This is a genomic window from Streptomyces sp. 5-10 (assembly GCF_014712245.1).
Classification (GTDB): Bacteria; Actinomycetota; Actinomycetes; order Streptomycetales; family Streptomycetaceae; genus Streptomyces; species Streptomyces violaceusniger.
Genome location: NZ_JACVYG010000096.1, coordinates 1 through 18,218 on the forward strand (window position 1 = coordinate 1; position 18,218 = coordinate 18,218).

Annotated in this window: 2 protein-coding genes and 1 pseudogene; all 3 read left to right on the forward strand. The window is 74.1% G+C overall.

Annotation, left to right across the window (positions count from 1 at the left end):
* A partial coding sequence (locus IEJ02_RS46220) for an SDR family NAD(P)-dependent oxidoreductase (RefSeq protein WP_191070274.1) occupies positions 1-4,113 on the forward strand: 4,113 nt, incomplete at its 5' end.
* 41 nt (positions 4,114-4,154) lie between these two features.
* Positions 4,155-16,268 (forward strand): type I polyketide synthase, encoded by a 12,114-nt coding sequence (locus tag IEJ02_RS46225; protein WP_191070275.1) that lies wholly within the window; start codon positions 4,155-4,157, stop codon positions 16,266-16,268.
* A gap of 16 nt (positions 16,269-16,284) precedes the next feature.
* Positions 16,285-18,218 (forward strand): annotated as a pseudogene (locus tag IEJ02_RS46230) (type I polyketide synthase); the annotation flags it as partial.

Consider the following 18,218-nt stretch of genomic DNA (forward strand, 5'->3'; position numbering starts at 1 on the left):
GTGCCGACCCTGCGTCGCGACCACGGTGGCCAGACTCAACTCCTCCACTCCCTCGCCCAGGCGTTCATCGCCGGGGTCGAGGTGGATTGGAGGGCGGCGTTCCCGGCCGACCCCACCCCTCGTACCGTCGATCTGCCCACGTACGCCTTCCAGCACCAGCGCTATTGGCTCGACGGCCTCAGCGGCCGGGGCGCCGACCCCACCGACCTCGGACTGGTCGCCGCGGGCCATCCGCTGCTGAGCGCCGCCGTGGAGCTCGCCGATGGACAGGGCCATCTGCTGACGGGACGGCTCTCGGCGCGGTCCCATGGCTGGCTCGCCGACCATGTGGTGGCGGGCGCGGCCCTGATGCCCGGGACGGCCCTGGTGGAGTGGGCGCTGCGGGCCGCGGACGAGGTCGGCTGCGGTGGTGTGGAGGAGCTGGCGCTCCAGGTACCGCTCGTACTGCCGACCAGTGGCGGGGTGCGCCTGCAAGTGGTCGTCGGCGGGCCGGGCGCCGATGGCCGACGCGATGTGCGGATGTACTCGCGCCCCGACGACGGCGCCGACACGGCGGCCGGGTGGGTGTGCCATGCGGAGGGCGTGCTGAGCCCACCTCCCGGGGGCGCCACGCCAGTGGAGGAGTGGGGCGGGGCATGGCCACCGGCGGGTGCGAAGCCGATCGACCCCGTGGACTTCTACGAGCACATCGCGGCGTCGGGGTACGCGTACGGTCCGGCCTTCCAGGGGCTGCGCGCCGTGTGGCGGGACGGTGCGGACCTGCTGGCCGAGGTGGCGCTGCCCGAGGCCGCGGGGGAGCGGACGGGGTTCGGCATCCACCCGGCGCTGCTCGACGCCGCCCTGCATCCCGTCCTGCTGACCGATGGCTCACCGCGCGACGCCGAGTCGGCCGATGGCCGGGTGTGGCTGCCGTTCACCTGGAGCGGGGTGTCGCTGTGGGCGGCCGGGGCGAGCACGGTACGGGTGCGGATCTCTCCGTACGAACCGAGCGCGGAGGCGGAGCGTACGCTGCGGGTGACCGTGGCGGATGCCCTGGGCGCCCCGGTGCTGAGCGCCGACGCGGTGGTGCTGCGGTCCGCCGACGCCGATCAGCTCCGTACGGCCCAACGGCCGGACGTGGACGGGCTGTTCGTCATGGACTGGGCCCCCCTGCCGGTTCCCGCGCCTTCCAACGGCGACGGGCGGTCCGCGCATCACCCGGCGGATGACGCCGACTGGGTGATCCTGGGGTCCGAGGATCGGGCTCCGGCCGGGTCCGCCGCCGTATGCCATCCGGATCCGCAGGCGTTGATCAACGCGCTCGACACGGGCGCCCCCGCCCCCGCCGTCGTCCTGGCACTCGAACCCGCCGAGGCGGCCCATGCCCGAGATGGCGGGATGGCGGCCGGCGGACTGGCGTCGGCGGAACGGGTCCTGGCGCTGTTGCAGAGCTGGCTGGCCGAGCCGCGCCTGGCCGAGGCCCGGTTGGTGGTGCTGACGCGTGGCGCCGTCGCGACCGGCGACCCGGATGGCATCGACCCCGCGGCCGAGAGCCTGGATGTGGCGGGCGCCGCGGTCTGGGGCCTGGTACGCAGTGCGCAGGCGGAGAACCCCGGCCGTTTCCTGCTGCTCGATCTCGACCCTCACGCCGAGGTGTCCGCCGACCTCGTGACCGACGCCGTGGCGCGCGCCATCGCGATGGACGAGTCGCAGCTGGCCCTGCGCGCGGGGCGGGCGCTGATGCCCCGGCTGGTGCGCGCCGCGCCGAGCGCGGGCCTGGCGGCCCCGGCGGGGCAGGCCGCGTGGCGGCTCGGGATCGAGGGCGCCGGGACGGTGGACAGCGTACGGCCGGTGGCGTGCCCGGAGGTGCTGGAGCCTCTGCGGGAGGGCCAGGTGCGCATCGATGTCCACGCGGCGGGCGTCAACTTCCGTGATGCGCTGATGGCGTTGGGGATGTACCCCGGGGACGCGGTGTTCGGTGGCAGCGAGGGCGCCGGTGTGGTGCGGGAGGTCGGCCCCGGCGTGACCGGTCTCGCGGTGGGTGACCGGGTGATGGGCCTGTTCGAGGGCGCGTTCGGCCCGGTGGCCGTGGCGGACGCCCGTACGGTCGTACCCATCCCCGAAGGCTGGACGTTCCGGCAGGCGGCCGCGGCTCCCGTCGTGTTCCTCACCGCCTGGTACGGGCTCGTGGAGCTGGGCGGGCTCCGGGCGGGTGAACGCGTCCTGATCCATGCCGCGACGGGTGGTGTGGGGACGGCCGCCGTGCGGATCGCCCGGCATCTCGGCGCGGAGGTCTATGCCACGGCGAGCCCGGGGAAACACGGGGTGCTGGAGGCGATGGGCATCGATGCGGCCCATCGGGCCTCGTCGCGCGACCTGGCCTTCGAAGAGGCGTTCCGGGAGGCCATCGGTGGCCGTGGCATCGATGTGGTGCTCAACAGCCTCGCCGGGGAGTTCGTGGACGCCTCGCTTCGTCTCCTCCGCGAGGGCGGGCGGCTGCTGGAGATGGGCAAGACCGACATCCGCGACCCGGAGCTGATCGCGGCCGAACACCCCGGGGTGACCTATCGAGCCTACGACCTGATCGCCGACTCCGGTCCGGACCGTATCGGCGACATGCTGCGAGAGCTGGGCGAGTTGTTCGCCTCCGGTGTGCTGGAGCCGCCCCCGGTACGGGCGTGGCCGCTCGGCCGGGCGCGTGAGGCGTTGCGGTGTCTCAGTCAGGCCAGGCACACCGGCAAGCTGGTCCTGGACGTGCCCGCCCCGGTGGACCCCGAGGGCACCGTGCTCATCACCGGCGGCACCGGCACCCTCGGCGGCCGCGTGGCCGAGCACCTTGTCCGTAGCCGAAACCTCCGCCATCTGCTGCTGGTGAGCCGCAGTGGCCCCGACGCACCCGGGGCCAAGGAACTGGTGGCCCAGCTCGCCGACCTGGGGGCCGACGTACGCGTCGCCGCCTGCGACATCGGCGACGCCGCCCAGGTGGCCGACGTCCTCGCGGGCATCGACCCGGCGCATCCGCTGACCGGTGTCGTGCACGCGGCGGGGGCGCTGGACGACGCGATGCTCCCCTCGCAGGATCCGAAGCGACTGGCCCGGGCCTGGGCGGCGAAGGCCGCGGCGGCGGCCCATCTGCACACCGCCACCGCGCATCTGCGGCTCGGCATGTTCGTCCTGTTCTCCTCCTTCGCCTCCGACCTCGGCACCCCCGGCCAGGCCAACTACGCCGCCGCCAACGCCTTTTGTGACGCCCTGGCCGCCCGCCGCCAGGCCGCCGGGCGGCCAGGGCTGTCGGTGGCATGGGGACTCTGGGCGGCCACCAGCGGCCTGACCGCGCGGCTGGCCGACGCCGATCTGGCCCGGATCGGCCGGCTGGGCATCAAGGCCAACAGCACCGAGGAGGGGCTGGCGCTGCTGGACGCGGCCTGCCACCACGGCCATCCGCATCTGCTGGCGCTCCATCTGGACACCGGCTCCCTCGCCGCTCAGGCCCCCGGCACGCTGCCCGCCCCCCTGCGGGCCCTCGCCACCGTCGGTGGCAGCGGGCGGGCCCGGCCCACGGCGGCCGCCGGTGGGCAGAACACCGACTGGGCGGGCCGACTCAGGGGGCTGCCGTCCACCGAACAGCACCGGCTGCTGCTCAACCTGGTGCGCACCCAGGCGGCCACCGTGCTCGGCCACGCCGATCCGGGTGTGGTGCAGCCGGACGCGTCGTTCAAGGACCTCGGCTTCGACTCGCTGACCGCGGTGGAGCTGCGCAACCGGCTGGCCGCGGCCACCGGACTGCGGCTGCCCGCGACCCTCGTCTTCGACCACCCGGAGGCGGCGGTGCTGGCCGAGCAGCTGCGCCGGGAGCTCTCGCCGGACGGTGAGCCGGATACCCCCGACCCCGATGCACTCCGGCCCCACCCCGTCCTCAACGAGCTGGTCAGGCTGGAGAACAGCCTGTCGGCCCTCGTGGTCGAGGACGTGGACTCCGGCGCGGTCACCGCCCGGCTGGAGACGTTGCTGTCCAAGTGGAAGGCGATGTGCTCGTCGGCGCAGGCGGACGACGGCGATGCCGTGGAGCGGTTGCAGGTGGCGACCGCCGATCAGGTTCTGGAATTCATCGACAACGAACTTGGCCTGTCATGAACAACGTGGCGCGCCCTTCGCTGAAGGCCGGGTGATCCTCCGTGACGCACGCTAATGAAGAGAAGCTGGTCGACTATCTGAGGCGAGTGGCAGGCGATCTGCACGAAACGCGTCAGCGGCTGCGCGAGCTGGAGGACCGCTCCCAGGAGCCGGTGGCCGTGGTCGGCATGGCCTGCCGCTACCCCGGCGGGGCCGACTCGCCCGAGGCGCTGTGGCGGCTCCTGGCCTCCGGCGCGCACGCGATGGGGGAGTTCCCCACCGACCGCGGCTGGGACCTGGAGGGGCTGTTCCACCCGGACCCGGACCACCCCGGCACCAGCCACGCCCGTGAGGGCGGCTTCCTCTACGACGCCGACCGCTTCGACCCCGAGTTCTTCGGGATCAGCCCGCGCGAGGCGCTGGCCATCGACCCGCAGCAGCGGCTGCTGCTGGAGGTGTCCTGGGAGCTCCTCGAACGCGCCGGAATCGACCCGCTCTCGTTGAAGGGCACCTCGACGGGGGTGTACGCCGGGACCGCGCTGCCCGGCTTCGGCACCCCGCACATCGAGAAGAGCGCCGAGGGCTATCTGGTGACGGGCAACGCGCCCAGTGTGCTCTCCGGCCGGGTGGCGTACACCCTCGGCCTGGAGGGGCCGGCCGTCACGGTGGACACGGCGTGCTCGTCCTCGCTGGTGTCGATGCACCTGGCCTGCCAGGCGCTGCGGCAGGGCGAGTGCACCCTGGCCTTGGCGGGCGGGGTGACGGTGATGGCCATCCCGAACGTCTTCACCGAGTTCTCCCGGCAGCGCGGGCTGGCTCCGGACGGCCGGTGCAAGGCGTTCTCCGCCGACGCCGACGGCACCGCCTTCTCCGAGGGCGTCGGCCTGGTGCTGCTGGAGCGGCTGTCCGACGCACGGCGCCACGGCCATCGGGTGCTCGCCGTGATCCGGGGCTCGGCGATCAACCAGGACGGCGCCTCCAACGGCCTGACCGCGCCCAACGGGCCCTCCCAACAGCGCGTCATCCTCCAGGCGTTGGCGAACGCGCGGCTGTCCCCGGCCGAGGTGGACGTGGTGGAGGCGCACGGCACCGGAACCCGCCTCGGCGATCCCATCGAGGCCCATGCGCTGCTCGCCACCTACGGCCGGGACCGGACCGAGGACCGGCCGCTGTGGCTGGGATCGGTCAAGTCCACCATCGGACACACCCAGGGCGCCGCGGGCGTGGCCGGAGTCATCAAGATGATCATGGCGATGCGCCATGAGACGCTGCCCGCCACCTTGCACGTCAAGCAGCCCACGCCCCATGTGGCATGGGACACCGGCGCCGTACGCCTGCTCACCGAAGCCGTCGGGTGGCCGCGTGGCGAGCGGCCCCGGCGGGCCGCGGTGTCCTCCTTCGGGATCTCCGGGACCAACGCCCATCTGCTGCTCGAACAGCCCCCCGCCGACGAGCCCACCGCGCCGGAACGGGCCCCTGAGCCGACCGCCGCGGACGCGGCGACGCCGGCCCGCCGTGTGGTGCCCTGGGTGGTGTCCGCCCGCACCGGCCAGGCGTTACGGGACCAGGCCCAGGCGCTCGCCGCACACCTCACCGCCCACCCCGCGCTGCCCGTGGCCGATGTGGGCTGGTCGCTGGCCCGGACCCGCTCGGCCCTCGAGCACCGGGCCGTGGCCATCGGCGAGGACCGCGACGAACTGCTGGCCGCCGTGCGGGCCCTGGCCGACGACCAGAGCCACCCCGGGCTGATCCGGGCCACGGCGGCGACCCGCTCCGGCGGCACCGCCTTGATGTTCACCGGTCAGGGCAGCCAACGCCCGGGTATGGGCCGTGAGCTGTACCGGACCTTCGAGGTGTTCGCCGCCGCTCTGGACGAGGTCTGCGCCCATCTCGATCCGCTGCCCGGCCAGCCACTGCGCGGGATCCTCTTCGCGGCGGAGGACACCGACCAGGCGCGGGCCCTGCACGGCACCGGTGTGACCCAGGCGGCCCTCTTCGCCCTGGAGACCGCGCTCTTCCGGCTCGTCGAGTCGTTCGGCCTCACCCCCTCGTTCCTGACCGGACACTCCGTCGGCGAACTGGTGGCTGCGCATGTGGCGGGCGTGCTGTCCCTGCCGGACGCCTGCGAACTCGTGGCCGCTCGCGGCCGGTTGATGCAGGCGCTGCCGTCCGGCGGCGCCATGGCCGCCGTCGAAGCCTCCGAGGAGCAGGTCCTCCCTCTGCTCGCGGGCCATGAGGACCGCGTGGCGCTCGCCGCCGTCAACGGCCCCACCTCGGTGGTCGTGTCCGGAGCCGCCGAAACCGTCGACGAGATCGCCCGCACCCTGAAGGAGCGAGGGCACCGCACCAAGCGGCTCCGGGTCAGCCACGCCTTCCACTCGCCCCTGCTGGCCCCCATGCTCGACGACTTCCGCGAGGTGGCGCGGCGGCTCACCTACCACGCACCGCGCATCCCGGTGATCTCCAACGTCACCGGCCGGCAGGCCGACCCCGAGCAGCTCCGCGACCCCGAGTACTGGGTGCGCCACGTCAGCGAGCCCGTACGGTTCCACGACGGGCTGCGCACCCTGCACGGCGAAGGCGTGACGCGCTATCTCGAGCTCGGCCCGGACGCCGTCCTCACCACCATGGCCCAGGACGCGCTGGCCGCCGACGCCTCCGACACCCCCGACACCGCGCCCGTGTTCGCCACCGCCCTGCGCCCGGGCCGCGACGAGCCCCGTACGCTGCTGACCGCGCTCGCCCTGGCACACATCGACGGCGGCACGGTCGACTTCGCCGCCGCCCTCCCCGGGGACGCGGGCCGTGTCGACCTGCCCACCTACCGGTTCCAGCGGCAGCGGTACTGGCGGCCCGTCCCGAACGCCACCGCCGACGTACGCGCCGTCGGCCTCGGCGCCACCGGCCATCCCCTGCTCCAGGCCGCCGTGGAGACACCCGACGGCGGGCTGCTGCTCACCGGACGGCTGTCCGCGCACACCCACGCCTGGCTCGCCGACCACACCATCGCGGACAGCGTCCCCCTGCCCGGTACGGCCCTGCTGGAGCTGGCCCTCCTCGCCGCCGCGCACACCGGCCGCGAGCTGGTCGACGACCTCACCCTGGAGACGCCGCTGATCCTGCCCGCCTCCGGCGCGGTACGTATCCAGCTCGCCGTCACCCCACCCGACGAGGCCGGACGACGGACCGTCACCATCGCCTCGCGCCCCGCCGACGAGGGCGGCGACTCCCTGGACGCACCGGCCGCCTGGCGCCACCACGCCACCGGCCTCCTGTCCGACGCCGCCACGCCACCGCCCGACGACGAGCCGTCGGCCACCGCCTGGCCACCCGCCGGGGCCGTCCCGGTCGACGTGGCGGACCTGTACGAGCGCCTGGCCGCGCAGGGATACGCCTACGGGCCCGCGTTCCGTGGTCTGCACACCGCATGGCGGCTCGGCGAGGAGATGTTCGCCGAGGTGCGGCTGGCCCCCGAACAGCGCGGCGAGGCCGACGGCTACGGGCTGCACCCCGCCCTGCTCGACAGCGCCCTGCACCCGGTGGAGGAGCTGTTCGGCGGCATGGGCCGTTTCGGAGGCGACCACGCGCCGGACGGCGGCGAGGGGACCGTCCGGCTGCCGTTCTCCTTCGGCGGGGTGCGGCTCTTCACCACCGGCGCCACCCGGCTGCGCGTACGCATCACCCCCACCGCCCCGGACACCGTCACCCTGAGGCTGACCGACGACCACGGCGCGCCCGTGGCCACCATCGACGCGCTCGGGCTGCGGGAGGTCTCCGCCGACCGCTGGCGCTCCGCCCGCGCCGCCACGGCCGGCGCCCCGCTGTACCGCCTGGACTGGCAGCCGTATCCGGTCTCCGCCGACACGGCCCCGCCCACGGCGAGTTGGGCGCTCATCGGATCCCGGGACCCGGGCCCGGGCCTCCCGGCCCATCCGGACCTGGCCGCCCTGCGGGCCGCTCTCGACGGCGGACAGCCCGCCCCCGACATCGTCATTCTCGAATGCCCCGGTACACCGGACACCTCACCACACCCCGACGAGACACCCGCCCGCGTACGCGCGGCGGTCCATCATGTCCTCGACGCGCTGCGCACGTGGCTGACGGACGAGCGGTTCAGCGGGGCCCGGCTGGTCATCGCCACCCGTGGCGCGGTCGCCACCGGGCCCGGGGACGGGCCCGCCGACCTGGCCACCGCGCCCGCATGGGGCCTGGTCCGCGCCGCCCAGGCCGAACACCCCGAGCGCATCCTGCTGCTCGACCTGGACGACGACCCCGCCTCGCGCGAGGCCCTGCGCACCATCCTTCCGGCCGCCGTCGCCGGTGCCGAATCCGAGGTGGCGGTGCGGGCGGGAACGGCCCACGTACCCCGTCTGGTCACGGTCCGACCCGACCAGGACACCCCGCCCCGCGCCCTCGACCCGGACGGCACTGCACTGATCACCGGTGGCACCGGAGCGCTGGGCCGGCTGGTGGCCCGCCATCTGGTCTCCGCACACGGCGCCCGCCATCTGCTGCTGGTCAGCCGGCGCGGTGGCATCACGGAGGACATCGACGCGTTCGCGGACGAACTGACCGCGCTGGGCGCGGCGGACGTACGCGTCACGGCGTGTGACGCCGCCGACCCCGAGGCGCTGGCCGCCCTGCTCGCCACCGTCCCCGAAGAGCATCCGCTGACGGCCGTCGTGCACGCCGCGGGGGTGCTCGACGACGGTGTGGTCACCGCCATGACGCCCGAGCAACTCGACACCGTCCTCGCCCCCAAGCTGGACGCCGCATGGCATCTGCACCGGCTGACCCGGGACATGGATCCGGCCGCGTTCGTGATGTTCTCCTCCGCCGCCTCCATCATGGGCAGCGGCGGCCAGGCCAACTACGCCGCGGCCAACATGTTCCTCAACGCCCTCGCAGAACACCGCCGCGCCGAGGGGCGGACGGCCCATGCGCTGGCCTGGGGGCTGCTGGCGTCCGCCGGTGGCATGACCGGCCACCTGGACGACGCGGACCTCGCCCGGATGGCCCGCTCCGGTGTCGCCGCCGTCTCCAGCGAGCAGGCCCTCACACTGCTCGACGCGGCACTCACCACCGACCACCCCACGCTCGTCCCCGCGCGCTTCGACCTCGCGGCGCTGCGCACCCGGGCCACCGCCGGGCCACTTCCGCCCGTGCTGCGGCGGCTGGTGCACGTCCCCACGCGAGCCGCCCGGAACACCGGGTCGGGCTCCTTGTCCGGGCGGCTCGCCGAACTGTCCACCGAGGAGCAGGACCGGCTCATCGCAGAGCTGGTGCGCGACCAGGTGGCCACCGTGCTCGCCCATCCCGCACCGGAGGCCATCGACCTGGGCAGGGCCTTCCAGGACCTCGGCTTCGACTCGCTCACGGCGCTCGACCTGCGCAACCGGCTCAACGCCGCCACCGGCACCCGGATCCCGGCCACCGTCATCTTCGACTATCCGACCCCCGACGCCCTGGTGCGCTTCCTGCGGGAGCGGCTGGTCGGCGCACCGGCCGGGACACCGCTCCCGGCGACGCCGGCCGTCGTGGCCACCGACGACGACCCGATCGCCATCGTCGGCATGGCCTGCCGCTACCCGGGTGGCGTCGGCTCCCCCGAGGAGCTGTGGCGGCTGGTGGCCGAGGGCGTGGACGCGATCGGGGAGTTCCCCGCGGACCGTGGCTGGGACCTCGCGGGCCTCTTCGACCCCGACCCGGACCACACCGGCACCAGCTACGCCCGCGAGGGCGGATTCCTCTACGAGGCGCCGCGGTTCGACGCCGAGTTCTTCGGAATCTCACCCCGCGAGGCGCTGGCCACCGACCCCCAGCAGCGGCTGCTGCTGGAGACCGCGTGGCAGGCGTTCGAGAGCGCGGGCATCGACCCGGTGAGTCTGCGCGGCAGCCGCAGCGCGGTGATCACCGGGGTGATGTACGACGACTACGGCAGCCGCTTCCTGGGCCGCACCCCGGAGGGCGTCGAGGGCCGGCTGATGACCGGCAGCACACCGAGCATCGCCTCCGGCCGGGTGGCGTTCACCTTCGGCCTGGAGGGGCCCGCGGTGACGGTGGACACGGCGTGTTCGTCGTCGCTGGTGGCCATGCATCTCGCGGCACAAGCGCTGCGGCAGGGGGAGTGCACCCTGGCCCTGGCCGGTGGTGTCACGGTGATGGCCACACCGAACACCTTCGTGGAGTTCTCGCGGCAGCGCGGACTGGCCCCGGACGGCCGCTGCAAGCCGTTCGCCGCGGCGGCCGACGGCACCGGCTGGGGCGAGGGCATCGGGCTGCTCGTCCTGGAGCGGCTGTCGGACGCGCGCCGCAACGGCCGCGAGGTGCTGGCGGTGATCCGTGGGTCGGCGGTCAATCAGGACGGCGCGTCCAACGGCCTGACCGCGCCGAACGGGCCATCGCAGCAACGGGTGATCCGCCAGGCCCTGGCCACCGCACGCCTTTCCCCGGCGGACGTCGACGTGGTCGAGGCCCACGGAACGGGCACCACACTCGGCGACCCCATCGAGGCCCAGGCCCTGCTGGCCACGTACGGGCGGGAGCGGCCGGAGGGCCGTCCGCTGTGGCTCGGCTCCATCAAGTCCAACATCGGTCATACGCAGGCCGCCGCGGGCGTGGCGGGTGTGATCAAGATGGTGATGGCGATGCGCCATGGCCTGCTGCCCGCCTCACTGCACATCGATGAGCCGAGCCCGCATGTGGAGTGGGACGACGACGGAGTGCGGCTGCTGACCCAGGCGATCGAGTGGCCGACGGACGAGCGCCCGCGCCGGGCCGGTGTGTCGTCCTTCGGCATCAGCGGCACCAACGCCCACGTCATCCTTGAACAGGCCCCCGACCAGGCCGAACACCCCGAGCAGGAGCCCGAGTCCGATGGCCCCCGGGTGGTGCCCTGGGTGCTGTCCGCGCGGGGCGCGGGCGCGCTCCGGGACCAGGCGCGGGCGCTGGCCGCGCGGCTGACCACCGGCCCCACGGCCTCTCCCGTCGAGGTGGGCTGGTCCCTCATCCGCTCCCGCACCCTGTTCGACCACCGCGCCGTGGTCGTCGGCGAGAGCCGCGCCGACCTGATGGCGGCCATCGAGGCACTGGCGGCCGACGAGACACACCCCGGCGTGGTGCACACGGGCACGGCCGCCACCACGGGCGGCGCGGGCCCGGTGCTGGTCTTCCCCGGCCAGGGCTCGCAGTGGATCGGGATGGGCGCCGGACTGCTGGACGCCTCACCGGTGTTCGCCGCCCGGGTGGCCGAGTGCGAACGAGCGCTGGCGCCCCACGTCGACTGGTCGCTCACCGATGTGCTGCGCGGCGTGGACGGCGCCGGCGATCTGGGCAGGGTGGATGTGGTGCAGCCGGTGCTCTGGGCGGTGATGGTGTCCCTGGCCGCCGTATGGGCGGGCCATGGGGTGCGGCCCGCCGCCGTCGTGGGCCACAGCCAGGGCGAGATCGCCGCCGCCTGCGTGGCCGGGGCGCTCACCTTGGAGGACGGCGCCCGGATCGTGGCCCTGCGCAGCCGGGCGCTGCGGCAACTCGCCGGAGGCGGGGCCATGGCCTCCCTCGGCGTGGGCCAGGAACAGGCCACGGACCTGCTGTCCGGGCTCGGCGACCGCGCCGCCGCCGTGGTCGTGGCCGCCGTGAACGGCCCCGCCTCCACGGTGGTGTCCGGCCCGCCGGAGCAGGTGGCCGCGGCCGTGGCCACCTGCCGTGACGCCGGGGAACGGGCCCGGACGATCGAGGTGGACTACGCCTCGCACAGTCCCCAGGTCGATGAGATCGCCGATGAACTCACCACGCTGCTCGGGGGAGTTGAGCCGATCGGGACGCCCGCGTCCGGGGTGGTGTTCTACTCCACCGTGACCGGTGGCCGGGCCGACGGCTCCGTCCTGGACACGGGCTACTGGGTGCGCAATCTGCGGGAGCGGGTGCGGTTCGCCGACGCGATCCAGGCGCTGCTCGCCGATGGCCACCGGGTGTTCATCGAGGCCAGCACCCATCCCGTCCTCACGGTGGGCATGCAGGAGAGCTTCGAGGAGGCGGGCGTCCCCGCCGCCACCGTCCCCACCCTGCGCCGGGACCACGGCGATCTCGCCCAGCTGGTGCGATCGCTGGCCCAGGCGTTCACCGTGGGGGTCGACGTCGACTGGACCACCCTGTTCCCCACCGACCCCGCGCCCCGCACCGTGCCACTGCCCACCTACGCCTTCCAGCGCGAGCGCTACTGGCTCGAGGGCACCGCCGGCCGGGGCGGCGACCCCACCGACCTCGGCCTGGTCTCCGCCGAACACCCGCTGCTCGGCGCGGCCGTGGAGCTCGCCGACGGCAGCACCCATCTGCTCACCGGACGGCTCACGGCCGGTGGCGGCGAGGGCTGGCTCGGCGAACACGTGGTGGCGGGCGCCCCGCTGGTCCCGGGCGCGGCCCAGGTCGAATGGGCGCTGCGGGCCGCCGACCTGGCGGGTTGCGGCACGGTGGAGGAACTCGCCTTGCAGGTCCCGCTCGTCCTCCCCGACACCGGCGGGCTGCGCGTCCAGGTGGTGGTGGGCGCCGCCGCCGACGACGGACGCCGCGACGTACGGGTGTACTCCCGGCCCGACCGCGACGCCGAAACCACCGGGGACCCGGTCTGGGTGTGCCATGCGGTCGGCGTACTCGGCCCCCACGGCGAACCGGCACCCCGGCCCTCCGGGGTGTGGCCCCCGCCGGGCGCGGAGCCGGTGGACATCGACGGCTTCTACGAGCGTGCCGAGGCCGCCGGGTACGGATACGGGCCCGCGTTCCAGGGCGTCCGCAAGTTGTGGCGCGACGGCGCGGATGTGCTGGCCGAGGTGGCGTTGCCCGAAGCCGCGGGCGATCAGGCCGGATTCGGCATCCACCCGGCGCTGCTGGACGCCGCGCTGCACCCGGCGTCCCTCCTCGACCGGCCCGACCAGCCCCAGGAGCGGCACGACGACGGCCAGGTGTGGCTGCCGTTCGCCTGGAACGGGGTGTCGCTGTGGGCGGCCGGAGCGACCACCGTACGCGTCCGGCTGTCCCCGCGTGAGCAGGGCGCGGACGGCGAGCGGGCGCTGCGCATCGCCGTGGCCGACGCCGTGGGCGACCCGGTGCTGACGGTCGACTCGCTGGTGCTGCGCCCCGCCCGTACGGATCAGCTGCGGACCGCCGGACGGGGCGCCGTGGACGGGCTGTTCACCCTGGACTGGATCCCGCTCCCCGAGCCGGCGCCCGGTGCGGACACGGGGCTGCCCCAGCCGGTGGCCGGGGACGGCGGCTGGGTGGCGCTGGGCTCCGAGGGCCTGAACTGGGCCCCCGCGGGCGTGGTCCGCCACCCGGACCTGGAGTCGCTGGTCGCGGCGATCGACGCCGGGACCCCGGCGCCCTCGGTGGCGCTGACCGCCGTACCGGCCTCGGCCACCGCCGTGGACATCGTGGCCGCGGAGGCCGATGCCCTGGCGGCCGTACGGCGCACCCTCGAGGTGGTGCGGGGCTGGCTGGCCGAACCCCGGCTGGCCGAGAGCCGCTTGGTCGTGGTGACACACGGCGCGGTCGCGGCCGGTGGCCCGGTGGCGGAGGACCCCGGCTCGGGGGCCGTGGACACGGCCGGTGCGGCGGTGTGGGGGCTGCTGCGCAGCGCACAGGCGGAGAACCCGGACCGGTTCATCCTGCTCGACCGCGATCCGCACGGCACGCCCGACCCCGACGAGATCGGCGCGGCGGTGCTGGACGGTGTGCTGAGGGCCGTCGCCCTGGACGAACCGCAGGTGGCGGTGGGCTCCGGCCGGGTGTGGGCGCCGCGTCTGACGCGCGCGGGCGGCCCCGGCAGCGGAGGTCTGGTGGGCCCGGTGGCGCAGCCCGCGTGGCGGCTCGCCGTGGCGGGCGCGTCCACCGTGGACAATGTGACACCCGTGCCGTGTCCCGAGGCGCTCGAGCCACTGGGGCCGGGAGAGGTCCGGATCGCCGTGCACGCGGCGGGCATGAACTTCCGCGATGCGCTCATCGTCGTCGGGATGTACCCCGGGGGCGGGGTGTTCCGCGGCAGCGAGGGCGCCGGAGTGGTCGTGGACATCGGCCCGGAGGTCACCGGGCTCGCGGTGGGCGACCGGGTCATGGGCCTGTTCGAGGGCGCGTTCGGACCGTGGGCGGTGGCGGACGCGCGCATGGTCGTGCCGATCCCCGACGGCTGGAGCTTCCGGCAGGCGGCCGCCGTACCGGTGGTGTTCCTCACCGCCTGGTACGGGCTGGTGGACCTGGCCGGGCTGCGGAACGGCGAAACGGTGCTGATCCACGCCGCCACCGGCGGCGTCGGCATGGCGGCGGTGCAGATTGCGCGCCACCTGGGGGCGGAGGTCTACGCGACGGCGAGCCCCGGCAAGCACGGGGTGCTGGAGGAGATGGGCATCGATCAGGCACACCGGGCGTCGTCGCGCGATCTGGACTTCGAGGAGGTGTTCCGCGAGGCCACCGGCGGACGCGGGGTCGATGTGGTGCTCAACAGCCTCGCCGGGCCGTTCGTGGACGCCTCCCTGCGGCTGCTGGCCGACGGTGGACGGCTCTCGGAGATGGGCAAGACCGACATCCGCGGTCCGGAACAGCTCGCGGGCGTGGGTACGGGCATCCGCTATCGCGCCTTCGACCTGGTCCCCGACGCCGGGCCGGACCGCATCGGGGAGATGCTGCGCGAGGTGAGCCCGCTGTTCGCCGCCGGAGCGCTGCGGCCCGCACCCGTACGACCCTGGCCGCTCAGCCGGGCGCGGGACGCGCTGCGGCAGCTGAGCCAGGCCAAGCACACCGGCAAGCTGGTGCTGGACGTACCCGCCGCGGTCGACCCGGACGGGACGGTCCTCATCACCGGTGGCACCGGCACCCTGGGCGCCTACATCGCCGAACACCTCGTCCGCGTGTGGGGGATCGGCCATCTGCTGCTGGTGAGCAGGCGGGGGCCGGACGCTCCGGGCGCCCGCGACCTGGCCGCCCGGCTGGAGGAGCTGGGCGCGCGAGTGCGCGTCGCGGCGGCGGATGTCACCGACGCCTCGGCGGTGGCGGAGCTGGTGGCGGGGGTCGATCCCGAGCATCCGCTGACCGGAGTCATCCACGCCACCGGTGTGCTGGACGACGCGGTGGTCACCTCACAGACCCCCGAGCGGCTGGCGCGGGTCTGGACGGCCAAGGCCACGGCAGCGGCCCATCTGCACACGGCGACGGCCCATCTGCGGCTCGGCATGTTCGTCCTCTTCTCCTCCGCCGCGGGCACACTCGGCAGCCCGGGACAGGCCAACTACGCCGCCGCCAACGCCTTTTGTGACGCGCTCGCCGCCCACCGACGGGCCGTCGGACTGCCGGGTGTCTCGATCGCCTGGGGCCTGTGGGCCGACGCCAGCGGCATGACCGGACACCTGGCCGATGCGGATCTGGCCCGGATGTCCCGTACCGGCGTAGCCTCCCTCAGCACCCGCCACGGTCTGGCGCTGCTCGACGCCGCCGTGCAGCACGGCGCTGCCCATCTGGTCGCCGCCCAGGTGGATCCCCGCACCCTCGCCGGACTGCCCGCCGACAGCCTGCCCGCCACGCTGCGCGCCCTGGCCGCCACGGGTGCCGGTGGCGGCGCCGGGCGGCGCACCGCGGCGGCGGCCGGGGACGACCGGCAGGTCGACTGGGGCGCCCGCCTCGCGGGCCTGTCCACGGCCGAACGGCACCGCCTCGTGCTCAACCTGGTGCGTGGCCACGCCGCCACGGTGCTCGGACACGCCGATGTGGACGCCGTGCAGGCCGAGGCCAGCTTCAAGGAGCTGGGCTTCGACTCCCTGACCGCCGTCGAACTGCGCAACCGCCTCGCCGCCGCCACCGGACTGCGCCTGCCCGCCGGGATGGTCTTCGACTACCCGGAAGCGGCCGTACTCGCCGACTACCTGCTGGAACGGCTGGCCCCCGGCGACGGGGCCGCGCCGGGGCGGGACGCCGTCGACCCGGTCCTGGGCGAGCTGGCCAGGCTGGACACCACCTTGGCCACGCTCGACACGGACGACGAAGGCCGGCAGCGGATCGCCCAACGGCTGGGCGCCCTGCTGGCGAAGTGGAACGGCGGCGGGTCCGGCGGCCCAGCCGGCGCGACCGGCTTCGACACCCTCGAAGCCGCCTCGGACGACGAGATGTTCGAGCTCATTGACCGTGAACTGCCCTGATGGAGGCGCGGAACTGATGTCGGGTACCGAAGAGAAGCTCCGCCAGTACCTCAAGAAGGTCACGGCCGATCTGGGGCAGACGCGTCGGCGACTTCGCGAGATGGAGGAGCGTTCCCAGGAGCCGGTGGCCATCGTCAGCATGGCCTGCCGGTTTCCCGGCGGAATCACCTCGCCCGAGGACCTGTGGGAGCTGGTCGCCGCGCGCGGGGACGCGATCGGGGAGTTTCCGACCGACCGCGGCTGGGACCTGGCCGGGCTGTTCCACCCGGACCCCGACCACTCCGGCACCAGCTATGTCCGCCACGGCGGATTCCTGGACCGGGCCGACGGCTTCGACGCCACCTTCTTCGGCATCAGCCCGCGCGAGGCCCTGGCGGCCGAACCCCAGCAGCGCCAACTGCTCGAAGTCTCCTGGGAATTGATCGAACGCGCCGGAATCGACCCCACCTCGCTGAAGGGCACCCCCACCGGGGTCTACGCGGGCGCCGGAATCCTCGGCTTCGGCACCCCGCGGATCGAAAAGAGCGCGGAAGGATACCTGCTCACCGGAAACACCCTGAGCGTCGTCTCCGGCCGAGTGGCCTTCACCCTCGGGTTGGAAGGGCCCGCCGTGACGGTGGATACGGCGTGTTCGTCGTCGCTGGTCGCGATGCATCTGGCCTGCCAGGCGCTGCGGCAGGGGGAGTGCACCCTGGCCCTGGCCGGTGGTGTGACCGTGATGACCACCCCGAACACCTTCGTGGAGTTCTCCCGCNGACCGTGATGACCACCCCGAACACCTTCGTGGAGTTCTCCCGCCAGCGTGGCCTGGCCCCCGACGGCCGGTGCAAGCCCTTCGCGGCCGCCGCGGACGGCACGGGCTTCTCGGAGGGTGTGGGGCTCCTGCTGCTGGAGCGGCTGTCCGACGCACAGCGCAACGGCCACCAGGTGCTGGCGGTGCTCCGGGGCTCGGCCATCAACCAGGACGGCGCGTCGAACGGGCTCACCGCGCCCAACGGCCCTTCGCAGCAGCGAGTGATCCGCCAGGCGCTGATCAACGCGCAGTTGTCCTCCGCGGAAGTGGACGCGGTGGAGGCCCATGGCACGGGCACCACGCTCGGCGACCCGATCGAGGCCGAGGCGCTGCTCGCCGCGTACGGCCAGGACCGGCCGGAGGACCGGCCGCTGTGGCTGGGCTCGATGAAGTCCAACATCGGCCATACGCAGGGCGCGGCGGGTGTGGCCGGTGTGATCAAGATGGTGATGGCCCTGCGCCATCAACTGCTGCCCGCCACGCTGCACGTCGACGAGCCGACCCCGCACGCGGACTGGTCCGGTGGGGCGGTGCGGTTGCTCACGGACCCGGTGGAGTGGCCGAGGAACGAGCGGCCACGCCGGGCCGGGGTGTCCGCGTTCGGGATCAGCGGTACCAATGCGCATGTGATCGTGGAGCAGGCTCCTGACGAGGAGGTGTCGACGGCGTCTTCTGTGGTGGGTGGGGTGGTGCCGTGGGTGGTGTCGGGGCGGAGTGTGGAGGCGTTGCGGGGGCAGGCTGGGGCGTTGGCTGAGTGGGTGGGGGGTGCGTCTGAGCTGTCGTCGGTGGATGTGGGGTGGTCGTTGGTCACCAGCCGATCGGTGTTTGAGCATCGAGCCGTGGTGGTGGGTGGTGACCTGGCGGAGCTGTTGGCGGGTGTGGAGGCGTTGGCGGGGGGTGTGGCGCATTCGGGTGTGGTGCGGTCGGGTGTTGCTGCGTTGGCGGGTGATGTGGGTCCGGTGTTGGTCTTCCCCGGTCAGGGTTCGCAGTGGGTGGGGATGGGTGCGGAGTTGCTTGAGGTGTCGTCGGTGTTCGCGGCGCGGGTGGCGGAGTGTGAGCGGGCGCTGGCGCCTTATGTGGAGTGGTCGCTTTCGGATGTGTTGCGTGGGGTGGAGGGTGCGGGGGATCTGGGGCGGGTGGATGTGGTGCAGCCGGTG